Annotated in this window: 17 protein-coding genes; 10 read left to right on the top strand and 7 right to left on the bottom strand. The window is 65.1% G+C overall.

All coding sequences use genetic code 11. The annotated features are described in order from the left end of the window. Positions 1 to 184 precede the first annotated feature (184 nt). From GO606_RS09940 to GO606_RS09925, 4 genes are all read right to left on the bottom strand, one after another. Entirely contained in the window at positions 185 to 1,159 is a 975-nt protein-coding gene (locus GO606_RS09940; RefSeq protein WP_169117401.1) for a virulence RhuM family protein/type II toxin-antitoxin system death-on-curing family toxin, read from the bottom strand. A 159-nt stretch (positions 1,160 to 1,318) separates the two neighbouring features. Then, positions 1,319 to 2,044 (bottom strand): response regulator transcription factor, encoded by a 726-nt coding sequence (locus GO606_RS09935; RefSeq protein ID WP_169117402.1) that lies wholly within the window; start codon positions 2,042 to 2,044, stop codon positions 1,319 to 1,321. Next, positions 2,041 to 4,140, bottom strand: coding sequence for a PAS-domain containing protein (locus tag GO606_RS09930; RefSeq protein WP_169117403.1), 2,100 nt, complete (start codon positions 4,138 to 4,140; stop codon positions 2,041 to 2,043). Before GO606_RS09930 ends, GO606_RS09935 begins: the two co-directional genes overlap by 4 nt. A gap of 79 nt (positions 4,141 to 4,219) precedes the next feature. Further along, positions 4,220 to 5,356: an AraC family transcriptional regulator gene (locus GO606_RS09925; RefSeq protein ID WP_169117404.1), complete on the bottom strand. Its 1,137-nt coding sequence runs from the start codon at positions 5,354 to 5,356 to the stop codon at positions 4,220 to 4,222. Between the two features lie 142 nt (positions 5,357 to 5,498). On the opposite strand from GO606_RS09925, the gene icmF reads away from it, so the two are divergent. From icmF to GO606_RS09900, 6 genes are all read left to right on the top strand, one after another. Then, the gene (gene icmF, locus GO606_RS09920; RefSeq protein WP_169117405.1) at positions 5,499 to 8,786 is read left to right on the top strand and encodes a fused isobutyryl-CoA mutase/GTPase IcmF; all 3,288 of its coding nucleotides are present in this window, start codon (positions 5,499 to 5,501) and stop codon (positions 8,784 to 8,786) included. Positions 8,787 to 8,927: 141 nt separating this feature from the next. After that, a complete protein-coding gene (locus GO606_RS09915; RefSeq protein ID WP_169117406.1) occupies positions 8,928 to 9,143 on the top strand; it encodes a hypothetical protein in 216 nt (71 codons plus the stop codon). Beyond that, positions 9,143 to 9,526 (top strand): type II toxin-antitoxin system VapC family toxin, encoded by a 384-nt coding sequence (locus GO606_RS09910; protein ID WP_169117407.1) that lies wholly within the window; start codon positions 9,143 to 9,145, stop codon positions 9,524 to 9,526. The genes GO606_RS09915 and GO606_RS09910 overlap by 1 nt, the downstream gene beginning before the upstream one ends. 64 nt (positions 9,527 to 9,590) lie before the next feature. Then, a complete protein-coding gene (locus GO606_RS09905) occupies positions 9,591 to 9,848 on the top strand; it encodes a hypothetical protein (protein ID WP_169117408.1) in 258 nt (85 codons plus the stop codon). Continuing rightward, positions 9,849 to 9,971 (top strand): hypothetical protein, encoded by a 123-nt coding sequence (locus GO606_RS21930; RefSeq protein ID WP_281503918.1) that lies wholly within the window; start codon positions 9,849 to 9,851, stop codon positions 9,969 to 9,971. 181 nt (positions 9,972 to 10,152) lie between these two features. Then, on the top strand, positions 10,153 to 11,268 hold the full coding sequence (locus GO606_RS09900) for a J domain-containing protein (protein WP_169117426.1): 1,116 nt from the start codon (positions 10,153 to 10,155) through the stop codon (positions 11,266 to 11,268). A 58-nt stretch (positions 11,269 to 11,326) separates the two neighbouring features. On the opposite strand, the gene GO606_RS09895 is transcribed toward GO606_RS09900, so the two are convergent. The 3 genes from GO606_RS09895 to GO606_RS09885 form a co-directional block, all read right to left on the bottom strand. Continuing rightward, positions 11,327 to 13,207, bottom strand: a complete 1,881-nt coding sequence (locus GO606_RS09895; RefSeq protein WP_169117409.1) for a putative bifunctional diguanylate cyclase/phosphodiesterase — start codon at positions 13,205 to 13,207, stop codon at positions 11,327 to 11,329. Positions 13,208 to 13,478: 271 nt separating this feature from the next. Continuing rightward, positions 13,479 to 14,117, bottom strand: a complete 639-nt coding sequence (locus GO606_RS09890; protein ID WP_169117410.1) for a DedA family protein — start codon at positions 14,115 to 14,117, stop codon at positions 13,479 to 13,481. Positions 14,118 to 14,190: 73 nt separating this feature from the next. Then, a complete protein-coding gene (locus GO606_RS09885; protein ID WP_169117411.1) occupies positions 14,191 to 14,667 on the bottom strand; it encodes a DUF4124 domain-containing protein in 477 nt (158 codons plus the stop codon). 355 nt (positions 14,668 to 15,022) lie between these two features. Here GO606_RS09885 and GO606_RS09880 point away from each other — a divergent pair, with 355 nt between their 5' ends. From GO606_RS09880 to GO606_RS09865, 4 genes are all read left to right on the top strand, one after another. Continuing rightward, the gene (locus GO606_RS09880; RefSeq protein WP_169117412.1) at positions 15,023 to 16,999 is read left to right on the top strand and encodes an AMP-dependent synthetase/ligase; all 1,977 of its coding nucleotides are present in this window, start codon (positions 15,023 to 15,025) and stop codon (positions 16,997 to 16,999) included. A gap of 9 nt (positions 17,000 to 17,008) precedes the next feature. Next, positions 17,009 to 17,842, top strand: a complete 834-nt coding sequence (locus GO606_RS09875) for an ABC transporter ATP-binding protein (RefSeq protein ID WP_169117413.1) — start codon at positions 17,009 to 17,011, stop codon at positions 17,840 to 17,842. Positions 17,843 to 17,873: 31 nt separating this feature from the next. Continuing rightward, on the top strand, positions 17,874 to 18,800 hold the full coding sequence (locus tag GO606_RS09870) for a branched-chain amino acid ABC transporter permease (RefSeq protein WP_053420907.1): 927 nt from the start codon (positions 17,874 to 17,876) through the stop codon (positions 18,798 to 18,800). Positions 18,801 to 18,892: 92 nt separating this feature from the next. Next, positions 18,893 to 19,960, top strand: a complete 1,068-nt coding sequence (locus GO606_RS09865; RefSeq protein WP_169117414.1) for a branched-chain amino acid ABC transporter permease — start codon at positions 18,893 to 18,895, stop codon at positions 19,958 to 19,960. The last annotated feature ends 80 nt before the right edge of the window (positions 19,961 to 20,040 follow it).

The raw sequence follows: 20,040 nt of genomic DNA, 5'->3' as shown, positions 1-20,040 counted from the left end.
CTTATCGTAAGTATTGTCATACAAGGAGACAATACGTGCATGAAATGCAAACGGAACTCGGACGGTCGCGCGATCGACCACCACTCGCTTCAGGTGATGCGCCAACAGGCTGCCCAGTCGATGGCGCCGGGATGGCGGGAGATGAATGTAGTGGTTAAGGTCTAGCTCCGGAGCTGGGAGGTGGTCATGCGCCGTTCCCGGCGAGCATGTTCATGATCAGGCGGATCAGCACGTCCCGGTCGTCGGGGCGGGACTGGGCGACGAGGAGCGACAGGGCGGCGAGGCCGACGTCATTGATCACCGGGCTGCCGTCGGCGTCGAACAGGCGGCCGTTGCGATGCAGGAAGCCGGCGAAGAGAAAGGCGCCGATGCGCTTGTTGCCGTCGGTAAAGGGGTGATTCTTGACAATGAAATACAGCAGGTGGGCGGCGCGCGACTCCAGCGTGGGGTAGGCCGGTTCGCCGAAGGCGGTCTGGTCCAGGTTGCCGAGGAGGGCGGCGAGGCCGTCTTCGCGTTCGATGCCGAACAGCGCGCTGGCCTGCCCCTTGGCCATCAGGTCGGTCTTGAGGCTGGCGATCCCGGCACGTGCCTCGGCCACCGAAGGCAGCTCGCCGCCGGGATGGCCGCGCGGCTCGGTGAGCAGGCCCTCGTCGTAACGCTGCAGCCACAGGAAGGTCTGGGTGTAGCGCACGACGATTTCCGCCAGGCCGCGCCCGGCTTCCTGCCCCAGTTCGGGGTGGGCGAGGGTCCGGCGCACGAGCTGCAGCGCGGCTTCGAGTTCGCGGGCGTTGTGTTCCAGGCGCTGGCGATCGAGGGCGTAGCCGCGGGTGAGGTAGTCCTTGAGGACGCGGCTGGCCCATTGGCGGAACTGGGTGCCGCGCCTGGAGTTGACGCGGTAGCCCACGGACAGGATGGCATCGAGGTTGAAGAAGCGTGTCTGGTAGGTTTTCCCGTCGGAAGCAGTACGTGCAAAATTTGCACATACTGCCGCCTCGTCCAGTTCGCCTTCCCTGAACACGTTGCGCAGGTGCTTGGTGATCACCGAGCGCTCGCGTTCGAACAGTCGTGCGATCTGCTCCTGCGACAGCCAGACCGTTTCCTGCTCGATACGCACCTGGATGGATTCACCTTCGGCTTCGAAAAAGACCAACTCGTTCATCTGTGGCATTTCGTCGTGGCAGGCAGGTAGTTGAAGTTTATTTTCATGGCATTGAGAGGGTGTGCCTGCGTGACGAGGCAGTTCTTTCATGCAAGAAAACGCGTGACCTGTTGGGTTTTCTGGGACGGCTCGTCCTTGCCTGCACCCGTCGCCGTGCCGTCATTCCCATCGCACCTGCGCCGAAAAAAGATACCCGGCGCCGTACACCGTCTTGATCAGCTTCGGCTGCTGCGGATCGTCGTCGAGTTTGCGGCGCAGGCGCGAGATGCGCACGTCGATGCTGCGGTCGAACGGGTCGACGTCGCGCTCGCCGAGCAGCTGTTCGCGGCTCAGGATCTTGTTCGGCCGGCGCAGCAGCGCGAGCAGCAGCGCCGCTTCGGCAGCCGAAAGGCTGACGTCGGGTTCGCCCGGACGGGACAGCGCGAGCCGTCCGGTATCGAAGCGCCAGTTTGCGAAGACCGCGACATTGCGTTCGTCGGCACCTGGGTCGGGCGACGCGGCGCGCTGGTAGCGGCGCAGGATCGAGCGCACACGGGCGACGAGTTCGCGCGGTTCGAACGGCTTGACGAGGTAGTCGTCGGCGCCGAGTTCGAGGCCGAGGACGCGGTCGGTGACGTCGTTGCGGCCGGTGAGGATCAGCACCGCGCACGGGCTGCCGTCCTGCAGTTCGCGCACGACCTGCATGCCGTCCATGTCGGGCAGGCCGAGGTCGACGATCACCAGGTCGGGGGATACTTGTCGCGCGCGGGCGAGCAGTTCGCGACCGGTCGCGACGTGCTCGCTGCGAAAGCCGTAGCCGGCGAGTGCACCGCAGATCAGGCGGGCAATGTCCGCTTCGTCCTCGAGGACCAGGATAAGCGGCGGCACAGGCGCGTGGTCGGTCATAGGGAGGTCGGATCCTCGGTGGTGGCCGGAACATCCAGGATCGCGGCGAGGCTTGCCGCGAGCGTGTCCTGGTCGAAAGGCTTGCGCAGCACCGGTACGTCCAGTTGCGCTGTACCTGTGAGAGCGTTGTCGCTGGCGTAACCGGTGATCATCAGGATCGGCAGCCGAGGGCGCAGCGCGCGGGTACGGGTGACCAGTTCCCGGCCGCCGATCGCGCCGGGCATCACGGTGTCGGTGACGAGGACCGCGATCTCCGCGATCGACTCGATCAGGCTCCACGCTTCGACGCCGTCGGCGGCTTCGATGACGGGGTGGCCGAGTGCGGTCAGTTGCAGCCGGATGATGCGGCGTACTTCGGGTTCGTCCTCGACGAGCAGCACCGGCCCGGCGTTCTGGCGCCCGCGCAGCGCCGGCGAGGCACCTTTGGCCGGCGCCACCGTCGTCGGGGCGACGGTGCGCGGCAGCACGAACGTCACCGTCGTCCCCGAGCCGGGCGTGCTGCGGATGCGGATGTTGCCGCCCGACTGGCGCACGAAGCCATACACCATCGCCAGCCCGAGACCGCTGCCCTGGCCGAACGGTTTCGTCGTGAAGAACGGTTCGAACAGCCGCGGCAGCAGCTTCGCGTCGATGCCGCAGCCGGTGTCGGTGACGTCGATCTGCACGTAGTCCCCGGCGGGCAGCTCGATGAGCATTGCGAGGCTCTCCGGGATGTGGCGCTCGCCGATCGCGATCGTCAGCGAGCCGCCGTCCGGCATCGCGTCGCGCGCGTTGAGCGCGAGGTTCAGCAGCGCGTTCTCGAGCTGGTGGGGGTCGACAAAAGCGTGCAGCGGCATTGGCGGCAGGCGCGTCTGCAGGCGGATGTTCTCGGTCAGCGAGCGTGACAGCAGTTGCGCCATGTTGAGCACCAGCGCGCCGACCTCGACCGCGATCGGTTCAAGTCCCTGCCCGCGCGAGAAGGTCAGCAAGCGCTTGATCAGTTCCGCGCCGCGCCGCGCCGCGTGCAGCGCCGGGTCGAGGTGCTCGACCGCAGCACCGCCCGGCGGCAGCTTCGATTTCAGCTCCGACAGGTTGCCGATGATGATCGTCAGCAGGTTGTTGAAGTCGTGCGCGAGACCGCCGGTGAGCTGACCGACGGCTTCCATCTTCTGCGCCTGCACGAGCGCCGCCTGGCTCGCCTTCTGTTCGGTGATGTCGCTCGACAGCACGAAATAGCCGACCACTTCGCCCTGCGCGGATACTTCCGGCACGATGACGCTGCGGGCGTGCACGGTGCGGCCGTTGTCGAGCTTGCGCGAGTATTCGTAGCTGACGCGCTCGCCGGTCGCCGCGACCTTCAGCTGCTTGGCGACCAGCGGGTACAGCGCGGCGCCGAACACGCTCTCGATGCTGCGTCCGACGATCGCGTCCTTGGTCAGGCCGAACCATTCGGCGTAGCCGCGGTTCGCGAAATGGTAGATTTCGTCGCGATCGACGTACGCGATCAGCGCCGGGATCGAATCGATGATCAGCTTCAGCCGCTCCTCGGAGCGCCGCAGCGCGCCGGCGATCTCGTCGACTTCGGCGTGCGCCTGCGCGAGCCGCGCGTTTGCATTCTCGAGTTCGGCGGTGCGCGCCTTGACGCGCGCCTCGAGTTCGGCGTTCTGCCGCTGGATCACGTCCTCGTAGCGGCGCTGTTCGGTGATGTCGGTCCACAGCGAGACGAAGCCGAGATTCGGGATCGGCACGCCGCGGATCGCGAGGATCTTGCCGTTCGGCCGCGCCCGCTCGGCGTAGTGCGGCAGGAACGCCCGCGCGGCCGCCATGCGTTCGGCGACGAGCTGGTCGACGTCGCCTTCGCCGTATTCGCCGCGTTCGGCATTGAACCGCGCGAACTCCTCGAACGGCGTGCCAACGTGGACCATCTTCTCGGGGAAGTCGAGCAGCCGCAGCATCGCCTTGTTCCACGTCACGAGCTTCGGCGTCGCATCGAAGACGGCGATCGCCTGGTCGAGCAGGTCGAGGCCGGCGAGCAGCAGGTCGTAGCGGCGCAGCTCCTGCGACGACAGCTTCGGCGGACCGCCTTTGGCAGGCGGAGTCGGCGTGTTGCGCAACATCAGGCGTGCATCCCTCGGGGGTCGGTTGGGTTGTAGGGCTTGCCCATTCTAGTCATCTCGGTGGCCGAGCACGCGCCGACTACCTCACGGAACGCGCCGCAGCGCGTGGCGGCGCCGGAGCCTGGAGGTCCGCCCCCGCAGGCTGATTCAGCAACTGCTTCCGAAACCGCTCCGGGGAGATTCCGGTCCAGGCGACGACGGCACGATAGAACGCCGAGGGATCGGCGTAACCGAGGTCGGCGCCGATCTGCGCCACCGGCTGCGCCGTTTTCGTCAGCCGTGCGAGCGCGATGTCGCGACGCAGCGCATCCTTGATCGTGCGAAAGCTCGAGCCTTCCTCCTCGAGCCGGCGGTGCAGCGTGCGCGGTGACAGGTGCAGCCGGTCGGTGACGGCCTCGAGCGACAGGTTGTCGGGCAGGGCGTCGCGCAGCAGGTCGCGCACGCGATACACCATGTCGCGGTCGCGCCGGTAAAGCATCGTGATCTTGCCCGGCGCGCCGTCGAGGAAGGTGGCGAGCGCGGCGTCGTCGCGGCGGACTGGCAGGTCGAGCAGGTTGTCGCGCAGCCGCGCGACGAGCGTGCCGGCGTCGAAGAACGAATGTTCCGTATAGACCAGTGTGTAGTCGTCGGCGTGCGGCGGGCGGGGGTAGGGGAAATGCACCGAGTCGAGCGCGAGCTCGCGGCTGACGAGCCAGCACGAAACCGCGTGGATCAGCCGCAGCAGCCACTCGAACGCGAACACGCGGGCCGGATCGCCGCGCCGATCCGCGAGCCGGCGCGTCTCCGAAATGCGCAGTTCGGCGCGCTCGTCGCCGTCGCCGCGCCGCACGCTCACCGCAAGATCGGGCAGCACGATGCGCAGGAAGCGCGCGGCGCGATCGAGCGCGTCGCCGAGCGTCGCCGCACCGAGCATGCTGCGGCACAGGAACTCGAAGCTGCCCGAGCGCATCGGCTGCGCGAACAGGCCAAAGCCCTCGTCGTCCATCTCGCGCCCGATCAGGTTGTACAGCGCCGCGTAGCGGTCGATCGGGATGCGTCTGGCAGCGTCTGCAAGGTCCACCCCCGTCTCGGCGAGCAACGGCGCGGGATCCCGCCCCTGCCGGACCATTCCCGACAGCATTCCCGTGACGAAGCCTCGCGCAACCGTCGCGCGGCGGCTGCGAGCGGGGCGCGGCGAGGCGGCGGCAAATGCGTCACCAGCGGAACGGGCGGGCATGTTCGGACTCGTGCAGCGCAAGGCGCGAGGTTGATCGGAAGGTTGGCGGATTTTGCACGATGGACGTCCGGCCGGGCAATGGCAATCGGTCGGTCGGCCCCCTAAGATGCAGGGCATCAGCGAACATCACGTGGAAAACGACATGACCAACCTCAGCGAAGCCAGGAAGCTCGTCAACTACAAGCCGAAGAACAAAGTCCGCTTCGTGACCGCGGCGGCACTGTTCGACGGTCACGACGCGTCGATCAACATCATGCGGCGGATCCTGCAATCGACCGGCGCCGAAGTGATCCATCTCGGGCACAACCGCTCGGTCGGCGAAATTGTCAACGCGGCGCTGCAGGAAGACGTGCAGGGTATCGCGATCACGAGCTACCAGGGCGGACACGTCGAGTTCTTCAAGTACATGATCGACCTTTTGCGCGCGAACGGCGGCGAGAACATCAAGGTGTTCGGTGGCGGCGGCGGCGTGATCGTGCCGTCCGAGATCCGCGAGCTGCACGACTACGGCGTCACGCGCGTGTATTCGCCCGAAGACGGCGCGATGATGGGGCTGCAGGGCATGATCAACGACCTTGTCGAGAATTCCGATTTCGACCTCACCGCGGTTGCGCCGCAGACTGCCGACGATATCGTCAGGCAGCTCACGACGGGCGAGCGCGCGGACCGCCAGCGCGTGCTGTCGCGTGTCATCACCGCGCTCGAGAACGGCGCCTATGGCGATGACGTCAGGAAGGCGATCATCGACGCGGCGGCGAAAGTCAGGACGCCGGCGCTCGGCATCACCGGCACCGGCGGCGCGGGCAAGAGCTCGCTGACCGATGAACTCGTGCGTCGTTTCCGCCTCGACCAGGCTGACCGCCTCAAGCTCGCGATCGTGTCGATCGACCCGTCGCGCAAGCGCACCGGCGGTGCGCTGCTCGGCGACCGCATTCGCATGAACGCGATCGAGCACGTCAACATCTACATGCGCTCGCTGGCGACGCGCGACACCGGCTCGGAGATCTCCGCGGCGCTGCCCGAAGTCATCGCCGCGACGAAGCTCGTCGGCTTCGACCTCGTCATCGTCGAGACTTCCGGCATCGGCCAGGGCAACGCCGCGATCGTGCCGTACGTCGACCTGTCGCTGTACGTGATGACGCCGGAATTCGGCGCGGCGAGCCAGCTGGAGAAGATCGACATGCTCGACTTCGCCGATTTCGTCGCGATCAACAAGTTCGACCGCAAGGGCGCCGACGACGCGCTGCGCGACGTGAGGAAGCAGTACCAGAGGAACCGCGAGCTCTTCAGCCAGCCGACCGACGCGATGCCGGTGTTCGGCACGATGGCGGCGCGCTTCAACGACGACGGCGTGACCGCCTTGTACCAGGCGATGTTCCCGAAGCTCGTCGAGAAGGGCTTGAAAGCCAAGCCTGGTGTGCTGCCGGTCGTGGCGACGAAGGCGTCCTCCCACGGCCGCGCGATCGTGCCGGCCGAGCGCACGCGCTACCTCGCCGAGATCGCCGACACGGTGCGCGACTACCACAAGCACGTGCAGCAGCAGGCGCGCGTCGCGCGCGAGCGTCAGTCGCTGAAGATCGCGAAGGCGCTATTCGAGCAGTGCGGCAAGGACGCGGGTTCGCAGGTGACATTCGACGAGCTGATTAGCTGGAAGGACGGCGAGCTGACGCCCACGGCGAAGAAGCTCCTCGAGATGTGGCCGAAGACGAAGGAGCTCTACGCCGCCGACGAATACGTCGTGAAGATCCGCGACAAGGAGATCCGCACCAAGCTGACGAGCGAATCGCTGTCGGGCAGCAAGATCCGCAAGGTCGCGCTGCCCGCGTTCGACGACGACGGCGAATCGCTGAAATTCCTCATGAAGGAGAACGTGCCCGGCTCGTTCCCCTACACCGCCGGCGTGTTCGCGTTCAAGCGCGAAGGCGAGGATCCGACGCGGATGTTCGCCGGCGAGGGCGACGCGTTCCGCACCAACCGCCGCTTCAAGAAAGTCTCCGAGGGCATGCCCGCGCACCGTCTGTCGACCGCGTTCGACTCGGTGACGCTGTACGGCTGCGACCCGGACCTGCGCCCGGACATCTACGGCAAGATCGGCAACTCCGGCGTGTCGATCGCGACGCTCGACGACATGAAGGTGCTGTACGACGGCTTCGACCTCGTGGCACCTTCGACCTCGGTGTCGATGACGATCAACGGGCCGGCGCCGATCATCCTTGCGTTCTTCTTCAACACCGCGTTGGATCAGCAGGTCGCGAAGTTCCGCGCCGACAACGGCCGCGAGCCGACCGAGACCGAATTCCAGAAGATCAAGGAATGGACGCTGTCGTCGGTGCGCGGCACGGTGCAGGCGGACATCCTGAAGGAAGACCAGGGCCAGAACACCTGCATCTTCTCGACCGAGTTCGCGCTGAAGATGATGGGCGACATCCAGGAATACTTCGTCCATCACCAGGTGCAGAACTTCTACTCGGTGTCGATCTCCGGCTACCACATCGCCGAAGCCGGCGCGAACCCGATCTCGCAGCTCGCCTTCACGCTGTCGAACGGCTTCACCTACGTCGAGTCCTACCTCGCCCGCGGCATGCACATCGACGACTTCGCGCCCAACCTGTCGTTCTTCTTCTCCAACGGCATGGACCCCGAGTATTCCGTGATCGGCCGTGTCGCGCGCCGCATCTGGGCGGTGGCGATGAAGAACAAGTACGGCGCGAACGAGCGCAGCCAGAAGCTGAAGTACCACGTGCAGACTTCCGGGCGCTCGCTGCACGCGCAGGAGATGGACTTCAACGACATCCGCACGACGCTGCAGGCCTTGATCGCGATCTACGACAACTGCAACTCGCTGCACACCAACGCGTACGATGAGGCGATCACGACGCCGACCGAGGAATCGGTGCGCCGCGCGATGGCGATCCAACTCATCATCAACCGCGAGTGGGGCCTGGCGAAGAATGAGAACCCGAACCAGGGCGCCTTCATCATCGAGGAACTCACCGACCTGGTCGAAGAGGCGGTGCTGCAGGAGTTCGAGGCGATCGCGTCGCGCGGCGGCGTGCTCGGCGCGATGGAGACCGGCTACCAGCGCGGCAAGATCCAGGAGGAGTCGCTGTACTACGAGCACAAGAAGCACGACGGCTCGTACCCGATCATCGGCGTCAATACTTTCCTGAACCCGAAGGGCAGCGCGCAGCCGGAAATCGAACTGGCACGCTCGACGGAGGAAGAGAAGCAGGGGCAGTTGAAGCGCCTCGCGGACTTCCAGGCGCGCAACGCCGCCGAAGCGCCGAAGTGGCTCGCGAAGCTGCGCCAGGCCGTCATCGAGGACGGCAACGTCTTCGAGGTGCTCGTCGACGCGGTGCGCTACTGCTCGCTCGGGCAGATCACGTCGGCGCTGTACGAGGTCGGCGGTCAGTACCGGCGCAGCATGTAAGGGGGAGTTGCTTGGAGGGGGAGTTGCTCGGGCATCACGGAAACGGCGCCGCACGGAGCCGTTTTGCTGTCCGGTTGCGGCGGAGCCCTTTGCCTGACTACACTGAACGCGGGAACCGCAGGAGAAATGGCCATGGGGCACATGGAACTGATCCACAAGCTCGAATCCTTGCCGAGTGCGCAACGTACGGCGGTGATGCAATTGGTCGATGCCCTGTTCGCCGAGCGACGCCATGACGTCGGGCAGCTTGACGCTGCGATCACGGCGGCGCGGGGGTCATGGCCACGAAAAATGAGCGCTCAAGAAATCGACTCCGAAGTGAAGGCGATGCGCGACGAGTGGGACGAGCGCTGCTGATGTCCTGCGTCGTCGATACGAATCTGCTGATATATTTTCTTGCTGACGCCGTGGATGAGTCCGTTCTTCAGCGCATCGAGCAGGCATTGCGGGATCAGGCGCGCATCTCGGTGATCACCCGCATGGAGGTGCTGGGCTGGCGCGGCCACACCGACGACAGTCGCGCCCGCGCCCGGTTTCTGCTGGATCAACTCGACGAAATTGCCCTGACCTCGCCGGTCGTCGAGCGTGTCATCGAAATCCGCTCCAGTCTGGCCATCAAACTGCCCGACGCCATCATCGCTGCCAGCGCCCTGATCGAAAACCTTCCCTTGATGACCCGGAACATTGCCGACTTCAAACGGGTGCCCGGCCTTGTGCTGATGGATCCGTTCGCTGCCTGAGCTTTACGTCCGCGTCTTTTCCCCGTAGGCCAATACGAACGCCCGCATTACCTCGCACAGCAGCTTGCGCCTGTCCATCGGCCCAGGGACAGGTGAGCACGCTGAACTACAGCGCAAGCTGAAGGCGGCGACGGCCTGGTGCGAGCGCATCAACGGTCTGCCGCCGGCGAACCGGGACGGGCGAAAGTGGCATTACGCGTTGCTCGCGGAGCACGTGCTGCGTGACTGGCGCACGCAGCAGGGTGCGTTGGCGGAGCTGCTGAACTTCGCTCGTGTCAGGGGCAGCTTGTTGCCGGAGGAGCAGGGCAAGCTGACATTGTAGGTGAATGATGCCAAGGTAAAGAATCGTCCCGTCCACCGTATCTGGGCAGGCGCGATGAAGAACAAGTACGGCGCGAGCGAGCGCAGCCAGAAGATCGGCGGGCAGTACCGGCGCAGCATGTGACCCACCGTAACACCGACTCCGGCTCCCCGCATTTCAGGGCGGGGAGCCGGGGCACCGGTCTGAAGGCCGGCTCCGGGAAGTTGTTGCGAAATGGTCGATGCCGTCGCGACGCCCAGAGGTTGACCGCCGAGAGGCGCGGCACCAGACTTCGAGGCTTTATCGGCCCTCCGGATTCCAGACCATGCTTTTCGACCCGTCCAGGCCTTCGATCGTCATCGCTGGCGACAAGGGCGCATCAGGCACCTTGACTCGCAACCAGAAAACTTTCAACCGCCTGATCAAGCAGATCGAACAGAAGCGTCAACGCCTGGCGGCATGGGAAATACTCCTGCCGCGTTACCAGAAGAAGTACGCTGAAGAGCTTTTGCCCATTGAAGCCGAACTCGAAGGCCTGCAGTTGCAGATGGTGCGAAAGCTGGACCAGGCATATGGGCAGAAAGGCCTGACGCGCACCGAGCGCAAGGGCCTGGCCGAATTTATCGTCAATCTGGTGGCTCCGCTTCTCGAGAAGTCGGACGACCCGGAACTCAAGGAAATCTACAACCGGCACAGCGGGTCGGATTACGACGAGGATCTTGCGGCGGAAAAGCAGCAGCTCAAGGAAATGTTCGAGGGCATGATGGGCGTCGGGCTGGACGACGACATCGATTTCAACGACCCCGAATCCTTCCTGCGTCAGGCACATGAAAAAATGACTGAGCAGGCGCAAAAGGCGAGTGCCGAGCAGGCCTCACGCGCGGCGCGGCGCAAGAAAACGGCGAAGCAACTGGCACGCGAACAGGCGCAGGAGACCGAGGAAAAGGAGATCAGCGCCTCGATTCGCGACGTTTACCGCAAGCTCGCCAGCGCGCTGCACCCCGATCGTGAGCCGGACCTGGCCGAGCGCGAGCGCAAGAACCTGCTCATGCAGCGCGTCAATCGCGCTTATGAAAGCCGGAATCTGCTGCAGCTTCTCGAACTGCAGCTGGAGCTGGAGCACATTGACCCGGCCGAGCTGGCCCGGATGAGCGAAGATCGTCTGAAGCGCTTCAATGTGATCCTGAAGGACCAGTCGAAGGAACTCGACATGGAGATCATGGGTGTCGAACATGCGTTCGCCCTGCGCTTCCAGGTCGATCCGCGGCAACGCCTGTCTCCCGAGAGCATGTTGTCCTTGCTCGACGTTCAGATCGTGCGGAAGAAGCAGACGTTCAGGTCCATGGAAGAGGACCTTGCGAAGTTCGACGACATCAAGGAAATCAAGGCGCTGCTCAAGGATTTGAAGTCCATGCGGTTTGACGAAGGGATGATGTTCTGAGCAGGGGGGGGGGCGGCGAAGCTGCGAACTTTTCCGCCCGGCCCTGACCGACGAACCGTCAGCGAGCAATTGCCGGCGTTGTGTCGCCGGCCGCGGGGCGGAGCCGCCAGGGCGAATGCGCTTCCCATTCGATGAACTGGTCGGCCGGAATCGGCATGCCGACGAAATGGCCTTGCGCGGTGTCGCAACCGAGCGCCCGCAAACCCTCCCACAGACCTTCGCTTTCGACTCCTTCGGCCACCACGCCGAGCCCCAGGTTGTGACCCAGATCGACCGTGGAGCGGACGATGATCGCCGAGCCGGGATTCGTCAGCATGCTCATGACGAAGGACTGGTCGATCTTGAGCGCGTCGACCGGCAATTTCTGCAGGTAGCTCAGGCTGGAATAGCCGGTGCCGAAATCGTCGACAAACAGTTCGACCCCGAGCGCTTTCAGGCGCGCCATCGTGTCGAGCGCCCCCGCAGGGTCCTCCATCAGGGCGCTTTCGGTGAGTTCGAACTGGACTAGCTCGGGCGGCATCGCCCAGGTCGCGAACAGACCGACGATGCGGTCGATCAGGCGCGGGTCGCGCAAGTCCTGGGCCGAGAGATTGACCGACAGAGGACAGCGCACGCCCTGCTCGTACCAGGTGTGGCTCTGCCTGAAAGCTGTTTCGAGCACCCAGCGCGTGAGCGGCATGATCAGACCGGCCCGTTCGGCGAGCGCGATGAATTCGCCGGTCGCAACCATGCCGTGCTGCGGGTGCCGCCAGCGTACCAGGGCCTCGGCACCGCAGACCTCCCGGGATGCGATGCTCACCTTCGGCTGGCAGTACAGCAGCAACTCGTCCTGTTCGATCGCGCGGCGCAGATCGCTCATCAGCGTCAGCCGGCGCGTGCTCTCGACATCCGCCGTGCCCTGGTACAGGCCATACTTGGCAACTGTCCGCCTGGACTGCACCGCGGCAATCTTCGCGCGCCGCATCAATGCCTCGGGCGTCGTGCCGTGCCCCGGAAAGAGCACGACGCCGATATACACATGCGGGTCGATCATCAGCCCGTTGACCGCCACCGAATCGCACGCTTCACGCACGATGCGCTGGGCGAGCCGGCAGGCGGTCTCGGCGCCCGCATTGCGCAGCAGCAGCGAAAATTCATCTTCCCCGACCCGCGCAATCGACGGGAGTTCGCCGGCGAGGGTCGCAAGGCGGCGGGACATCTCGCGGAGCAACTGGTCGGCTTCCCGGTAGCCCAGCGTGTCGCTGATTTCCTGGAACAGTCCCACCTTGACCAGCAGGATCGCCAGCGACTGGTGCTGGCTGCGCGCGAACTCGATCGCGGTGCTCAGCGTCTCTTCAGCCGAGGTCCGGTTCGGCAGTGCGGTGAGCGTATCGAAGTAGGCCATGCGGCGGATCGTTTCCTCGGCCTCACGGTGGCGGGCCCGCATCCGCAGGGTCCCGATGCCGAAGGCGAGGTCGTCAGCCATCTCGCCGAGCAGCCCGACTTCCTGCTCGTCGAACGCGTCGGTCTCGGCCGCGAAGATCGTCAGGTTGCCGCCGACCTGCCCGTCGATGATCAGCGGAAAGGCGACGACCGATGCGTAGCCGCGCTCGATGGCTTCGGTGATCGCGACCGGCAGGTGGGGCGCGACCACCGTCTTGATGTCCTGCACCACAACCGGTTTGCCGGTTCGCACCGCCTGCGCGGTCGGGCCGCCTTCCCCTTCGGCCCAGGTGAAATGCGCGATGTCGAAAAAGCCGTCTTCGAATCCCCGATGAGCAACCGGGCGCAATGTCTTCCCTTCATCCTGCTCGGCAAAGCCGACCCACGCCATGCGGTAGCCGCCGAGTTCGACGATGACCTGGCACATCTCCTGCAGCAGGCTCGCTTCGTCCTCGGCCCGCAGCAGTGTCCGGTTTCCGGCGCTCAACGTGCGCAATGCACGTTCGGCATAGTTCATGATCTTCCTTTTGTACCCCGCGCCCGGAGGGACGCGCGGTCTCGCTGGATTTGATCGTGGCTGTCCTGCACGACGTGGCGATGGTTTGCCGGCGCGTTGCCCGATCGACAATAAGACCGGAGCTTTCGCAGATCGTGCCACCCTCCTGCTTTCAGGGTAGTGGCCGGAATGTTCTGGCGCAACGACGGTAGGTTGACGGGCGGACGGCGGCGCGAGACCGCTGCGGGAGGGCGCTGCGGGAGGGCGATCGGCCGGATCGCCGGCACCTGCCTTACGCCGCCGAGCGTGATTTCCACGCGCCGACCGCGACCGGCACGAGCGACAGGACGATGATCGCGACGATGACGAGCGTGAGGTTCTGCTTGATCCATGGCATGTTGCCGAACCAGTAGCCGGCGAACGTCAGCGATACGACCCATGCCAGCGCGCCGATGACGTTGAACAGCGTGAAGCGTGCATACGTCATGCTGCCGATGCCGGCGACGAACGGGGCAAAGGTGCGGAATAGCGGCAAAAAACGCGAGATGACGAGCGTCTTGCCGCCGTGCTTCTCGTAGAAAAGGTGCGTCTTCATCAGCGCCGCCTTGTTGAAGAGGCGCGAGTTCTCCCACTGGAACACCTTCGGCCCGAAGTAGCGGCCAATGGCGTAGTTGACGGTGTTGCCGAGCACCGCGGCGACGGTCAGCACGGCGATCAGCACGCCGATGTCCATGCCGCCCACCGCCGCGAGCGCGCCGGCGACGAACAGCAGCGAGTCGCCCGGCAGGAACGGCGTGACGACGAAACCCGTTTCGCTGAAGATCACCGCGAACAGGATCGCGTAGATCCATATCCCGTAAGACTGGACGAGCGCCTCGAGGTGCTTGTCGAGGTGCATGACGATGTCGATGAGGAGATTGATGATTTCCATGGGCGGGAGCGCGTGCGCCGGTCGGCGAAGCTGGGGATTTTACCCGATGGCGTGTGCCCCGCCCTACGGCGTTTCATCGCAGTTGCCCGGCGTGCCGGCACTCGAAAAACTCCCGCTCCGACAGCTTTTTCGCGGTCTCCCCTTCGTGCCGGGCATTGTCGGGGTGCCGCCGCGTCTTTGCCAGGCGCTGCGCCCTGGCCCTGTCTTCGCGAATCTGCGTGCAGCGATCCGATTCGGCTTTTCGCCGTAAATCATTTTCGACGGCCGCCTCGTGGCGCCGGGCCGCCCGCTCGTCGTCAATGCGCCTCAGTTCGACGCGACCGGTCTCGGTTCGCGAGCGCGCCCGCAGGTCGTCGAGCCGATCGTAGTCGCCCGCCGCCGGCTTCACTTCCAGCGGCGTTGACTCGGCATCGCAGGGGGTGCCGGAAAACACCGTCCCGCCGCCTTCCCGGCATTTGTAGACCTGCCCGTGCGCGGGGGGAGGGGGCGCCAGCACGGCGGCGCCGATGCAAAGCGCAAGGAGGCGGAAGGTGAATGGACGTTCCTGCACGGTCGCTCCGTTTGAGCGGCGCGTTCCGCCGGCTTCGTCCGCCAGCAGGCGCGATCGCCCTTCTGTGAAGCCCGATTCTAACGAATGGCGAAAACCATTCAGGTTATTCCATGCAGCTTTTTTTCGGACGGCGTGACGTTGTGTGCTGCCTCGCGGCGCCATTGCAATAATTGACTACATTTCCCAAACAGTTGCGCAAACATCGCTTGCGACACTACCCATCAACACGTTCCGTCCCGGTCCTCCGACCGGACCGGGACCCCGGCGCCAGCGCTGCGCCATCCCGCAAGCCTGCAGCGAACAGCAGGGTTCGGGCACATAAGCGAAAGGTATCGATCCGAAGGAGGAAGTGGGTATGTCCGAATCGACCGGGCAAGCCGTGCACTTGGCCGCGCTGGATACGTTCCCGCGGCTGCTGATGCACCACGCCAGCGTGCGGCCGAACCGGCCGGCGATGCGCGAGAAGGAATACGGCATCTGGCAAACCCATAGCTGGGCAGCCGTGGCGCAGAACGTCCGCGCGATCGCGTGCGGGCTCGCCGAACTGGGCTTCAAGCGCGGCGACCGGCTCGCGATCATCGGCGACAACCGGCCGCGGCTGTACTGGTCGGTCGCCGCGTGCCAGTGCCTCGGCGGCATCCCGGTGATGCTGTACCAGGACGCGGTCGCGCAGGAGATGATCTACGTGCTGCAGGATGCCGAGATCCAGTTCGCCGTCGTCGAGGACCAGGAGCAGGTCGACAAGATGCTCGAGATCGAGGCGGAAGTGCCGCTGCTGCGGCATGTCATCTACGATGACCCGCGCGGCATGCGGCATTACACCCAGACGCTGTTGATGGGGCTCGACGCGCTGCAGGAGATGGGGCGCATCCACGACCGCAATCACCCCGATTTCCTCGACGCCGAGATCGACAAGGGCGCTTCCGACGACATCTCGGTGATGCTGTACACGTCCGGCACGACCGGCAAGCCGAAAGGCGTGTGCCAGACGCATGGCGCGTTCATCGCCGCCGCGACCGGCGGCATGGAGTTCGACCGGCTGACCGACCGGGAGGACATCCTGTCGTACCTGCCGATGGCGTGGGTCGGCGATCACCTGTTCTCGTTCGCGCAGGCGATGGTCGCCGGTTTCACGATCAACTGCCCCGAGTCGGGCGACACGGTCATGACCGACCTGCGCGAAATCGGTCCGACCTACTATTTCGCGCCGCCGCGCGTGTTCGAGAACCTGCTCACCCAGGTGATGATCCGCATGGAGGACGCGGGCGCGGTGAAGCGCAAGCTCTTCCACCACTTCATGGACGTCGCGCGCCGCTGCGGTGCCGACATCCTCGACGGCAAGCCGGTGTCGGTGGGCGACCGCGTGCAGTACGCGCTCGGCAACTTCCTCGTGTACGGGCCGCTGAAGAACGTGCTCGGCATGAGCCGCATCCGCGTCGCCTACACCGCGGGCGCGGCGATCGGCCCGGATCTGTTCCGCTTCTACCGCTCGATCGGCGTGAACCTGAAGCAGCTCTACGGCCAGACCGAGACCTGCGCCTACGTGTGCCTGCAGCCGGATGGCCAGATCAAGCTCGATTCGGTCGGCAAGCCGGCGCCGTTCGTCGAGGTCAAGCTCGACGACAAGGGCGAGATCCTGGTCAAGGGACCGATGCTGCTGAAGGCCTACTACAAGCGCCCGGATGCGACCGCGGAATCGATCAACGCCGACGGCTATTTCATGACCGGCGACGCCGGCTTCTTCGACGAGGACGGCCACCTGAAGATCATCGACCGCGCCAAGGACGTCGGCAAGCTCAACGACGGGTCGATGTTCGCACCGAACTACATCGAGAACAAGGTGAAGTTCTTCCCGTACGTGAAGGAGGCGGTCACGTTCGGCAACGGCCGCGACTGCGTCACCGCGTTCATCAACATCGACCTCGAGGCGGTCGGCAACTGGGCCGAGAGGAAGGGCATGGCGTATTCGGGCTACACCGACCTCGCGTCGCAGCCGGCGGTGTATGAGCTGATCCGCGACTGCGTCGAGAAAGTCAATGCCGACCTCGCCGTCGATCCGAAGATGAGCGGCTCGCAGATCCGCCGCTTCCTGATCCTGCACAAGGAGCTCGACGCCGACGACGGCGAGCTGACGCGCACGCGCAAGGTGCGGCGCAATTTCATCGCGGAACGCTACGGGGTGCTGATCGAGGCGCTGTTCGACGGGCGGAAGAGCCAGCGCATCGAGACAGTCGTCAAATACGAGGATGGGCGGGAAGGCCGCATCAGCGCCGAGCTGCGCATCGAAGACGCGAAGACCTTCGCGCCGCAAGCCGCGAAGCAGGCCGCCTGAGGAGGAGCGATGATGATGAACGACCTGATTCAAGTGGCTCCCGTTGCGCAGCCGCCCGTGGCCGAGCGGCGCATCGGCGACGTGATCCTCGACCTGCAGGGCATCTCGCTGTCGTTCGGCGGCGTCAAGGCGCTGACGAACATCAGCTTCGACGTGCGCGAGCACGAGATCCGCTCGATCATCGGCCCGAACGGCGCGGGCAAGAGCTCGATGCTGAACGTCATCAACGGCGTCTATCACCCGCAGGAAGGCCGCATCATGTTCCGCGGCGAGCTGCGCCAGAAGATGGAGCCGCATGTCGCCGCCGCGCAGGGCATCGCGCGCACTTTCCAGAACATCGCGCTGTTCAAGGGCATGAGCGTGCTCGACAACATCATGACCGGGCGCAACCTGAAGATGAAATGCAACCTCTTCCAGCACGCGCTGTACTGGGGCCGCGCGCGGCAGGAGGAGATCGAGCACCGCCTGAAAGTCGAGGAAGTCATCGATTTCCTCGAGATCCAGGGCATCCGCAAGACGCCCGTCGGGCGGCTGCCGTACGGCCTGCAGAAACGCGTCGAGCTCGGCCGCGCGCTCGCCGCCGAGCCGTCGCTGCTGCTGCTCGACGAGCCGATGGCCGGCATGAACGTCGAGGAGAAACAGGACATGTGCCGCTTCATCCTCGATGTGAACGACCAGTTCGGCACGACGATCGTGCTGATCGAGCACGACATGGGGGTCGTCATGGACATCTCGGATCGCGTCGTCGTGCTCGACTACGGCAAGAAGATCGGCGACGGCGCGCCGGACGAGGTCAAGAACAATCCGGAAGTGATCGCCGCCTACCTCGGCACCTCGCATTGAGCGCGGACAAAAAAGAGATCGGGAGACAAGGATGGGATTCTTTTTCGAAGTGCTGATCGGCGGCCTGCTGTCGGGCGTGCTGTACGCGCTGGTCGCGCTCGGCTTCGTGCTGATCTACAAGGCGTCGGGGGTGTTCAACTTCGCCCAGGGCGCGATGGTGTTCTTCGCCGCGCTGACCTTCGTCGGCTTCCAGGAGGTGCTGCCGGGCTGGACCGGGCTCGACGCGGACAGCAACGTCGTGTTCTGGCTCGCGTTCGTGCTCGCGCTCGCGGCGATGATCGTGCTCGGCATCCTGACCGAGAAGGTCGTGCTGCGCCCGCTCGTGAACCAGCCGCACATCACGCTGTTCATGGCGACGATCGGCCTGACCTTCCTCATCGAGGGGATCGCGCAGGCTCTGTGGGGTGCGAACGTGCGGGGCTTGAGCCTGGGCATCGCCGACGAGCCGGTCGAATGGATCATGGAGAGCGCCGATATCCTGGTGTCGAAGTTCGATCTCTTCGCTGCCACGCTCGCCGGTGCGCTCGTCGCGTCGCTCGCGCTGTTCTTCCAATACACGAAGGTCGGCCGCGCCCTGCGGGCGGTCGCCGACGACCACCAGGCGGCGCTGTCGATCGGCATCCCGCTGCAGCACATCTGGGCGATCGTGTGGGCGGTGGCCGGTTTCGTCGCGCTCGTCGCCGGGCTGATCTGGGGCGCGCGCAGCGGCGTGCAGTTCGCGCTGACCTTCACCGCGCTGAAGGCGCTGCCGGTGCTGATCCTCGGCGGCTTCACGTCGGTGCCCGGAGCGATCGTCGGCGGGCTGATCATCGGCGCGTCGGAGAAGCTCGCCGAGGTGTACATCGGTCCGTTCGTCGGCGGCGGCATCGAAGGCTGGTTCCCGTACGTGCTCGCGCTCGGCTTCCTGCTGATCCGCCCCGAAGGGCTGTTCGGCGAGCGCCACATCGACAGAGTGTGAGCCCCCACGCTTGGGGCTAAGCCCCGGCGCCGCCCGCCTTGGGGCGGCCCGGCGGCGGGCGGGTTGCGACTAATGAAATTTGGAGACAATGCATGCTTTATCGTGAAGCGGGCCAGTTCAAGGTCAGTTACCAGGAAGATCAGCAGATCTTCCCGATCCGCCAGGACAGGGTCGGGTTCATCGCGATCCTCGGCTTCTTCTTCCTCGTCCTGCCGTTTCTCGCCAGCGAGTACTGGCTTCAGGCGATCCTCATCCCGGTGCTGATCTTCTCGCTCGCCGCGATCGGCCTGAACATCCTCACCGGCTATGCCGGCCAGCTGTCGCTCGGTTCGGCGGCGTTCATGGCGGTCGGCGCGTTCGGCGCGTACAACTTCATGCTGCGCGTCGACGGCATGCCATTCCTCGTCGCGCTGGCGATCGGCGGGCTGTGCGCGGCGCTGGTCGGCGTCGCGTTCGGCCTGCCGAGCCTGCGCATCAAGGGCTTCTACCTCGCGGTGGCGACGCTCGCGGCGCAGTTCTTCATCGTCTGGGCGCTGGTGAAGTTCCCGTGGTTCTCGAACAACTCGTCCTCGGGCGTGATTTCCGCGCAGCAGATCGAGATCCTCGGCTTCGCGTTCGATACGCCGGTGTCGAAATACCTGCTGACGCTCGGCATCGTCGCGGTGCTCGCGCTCGCCGCGAAGAACCTCGTGCGCAGCACGACCGGCCGCTCGTGGATGGCGGTGCGCGACATGGACGTGGCGGCCGAAGTCATCGGCATCCGGCCGATGTTCGCGAAGCTGTCGGCGTTCGCGGTGTCGTCGTTCTATTGCGGCGTCGCCGGCGCGCTGTACGCATACGCCTACCTCGGCACGGTCGAGCCGGAAGGCTTCAACCTCGACCTGTCGTTCAAGATCCTGTTCATGATCATCATCGGCGGTGTCGGTTCGATCATGGGCTCCTTCCTCGGCGCGGCGTTCATCGTGCTGCTGCCGATCTTCCTGAACGTCGCGATGCACTCGCTGTTCGCCGGCTCGATGCCGGCGGGGCTCGGCTCGAACCTCGAACTGATCATCTTCGGCGGCCTGATCATCTTCTTCCTGATCGTCGAGCCGCACGGACTGGCGCGGCTGTGGCAGATCGGCAAGGAAAAGCTGCGGCTGTGGCCATTCCCGCACTGAGCATCGAACCCTCGAATACCGGCCCGCAATGGGGCTTCGCCGGCCGGCGGTCAAGGTAGAACGCAGCACCATTACACACA

Origin of the sequence: Aromatoleum anaerobium (genome assembly GCF_012910705.2) — a bacterium.
GTDB lineage: Bacteria > Pseudomonadota > Gammaproteobacteria > Burkholderiales > Rhodocyclaceae > Aromatoleum > Aromatoleum anaerobium.
Note: the sequence above shows the minus strand (reverse complement) of the source record. Positions and strands in the feature narration are given on the sequence as shown.

Bases quoted from the DNA above. Each gene is read 5' to 3' on its own strand.
- GO606_RS09940 (WP_169117401.1), bottom strand. From the start codon at position 1,159: ATGAACGAGTTGGTCTTTTTCGAAGCCGAAGGTGAATCCATCCAGGTG.
- GO606_RS09935 (WP_169117402.1), bottom strand. From the start codon at position 2,044: ATGACCGACCACGCGCCTGTGCCGCCGCTTATCCTGGTCCTCGAGGAC.
- GO606_RS09930 (WP_169117403.1), bottom strand. From the start codon at position 4,140: ATGTTGCGCAACACGCCGACTCCGCCTGCCAAAGGCGGTCCGCCGAAG.
- GO606_RS09925 (WP_169117404.1), bottom strand. From the start codon at position 5,356: ATGCCCGCCCGTTCCGCTGGTGACGCATTTGCCGCCGCCTCGCCGCGC.
- icmF (WP_169117405.1), top strand. From the start codon at position 5,499: ATGACCAACCTCAGCGAAGCCAGGAAGCTCGTCAACTACAAGCCGAAG.
- GO606_RS09915 (WP_169117406.1), top strand. From the start codon at position 8,928: ATGGAACTGATCCACAAGCTCGAATCCTTGCCGAGTGCGCAACGTACG.
- GO606_RS09910 (WP_169117407.1), top strand. From the start codon at position 9,143: ATGTCCTGCGTCGTCGATACGAATCTGCTGATATATTTTCTTGCTGAC.
- GO606_RS09900 (WP_169117426.1), top strand. From the start codon at position 10,153: ATGCTTTTCGACCCGTCCAGGCCTTCGATCGTCATCGCTGGCGACAAG.
- GO606_RS09895 (WP_169117409.1), bottom strand. From the start codon at position 13,207: ATGAACTATGCCGAACGTGCATTGCGCACGTTGAGCGCCGGAAACCGG.
- GO606_RS09890 (WP_169117410.1), bottom strand. From the start codon at position 14,117: ATGGAAATCATCAATCTCCTCATCGACATCGTCATGCACCTCGACAAG.
- GO606_RS09880 (WP_169117412.1), top strand. From the start codon at position 15,023: ATGTCCGAATCGACCGGGCAAGCCGTGCACTTGGCCGCGCTGGATACG.
- GO606_RS09875 (WP_169117413.1), top strand. From the start codon at position 17,009: ATGATGATGAACGACCTGATTCAAGTGGCTCCCGTTGCGCAGCCGCCC.
- GO606_RS09870 (WP_053420907.1), top strand. From the start codon at position 17,874: ATGGGATTCTTTTTCGAAGTGCTGATCGGCGGCCTGCTGTCGGGCGTG.
- GO606_RS09865 (WP_169117414.1), top strand. From the start codon at position 18,893: ATGCTTTATCGTGAAGCGGGCCAGTTCAAGGTCAGTTACCAGGAAGAT.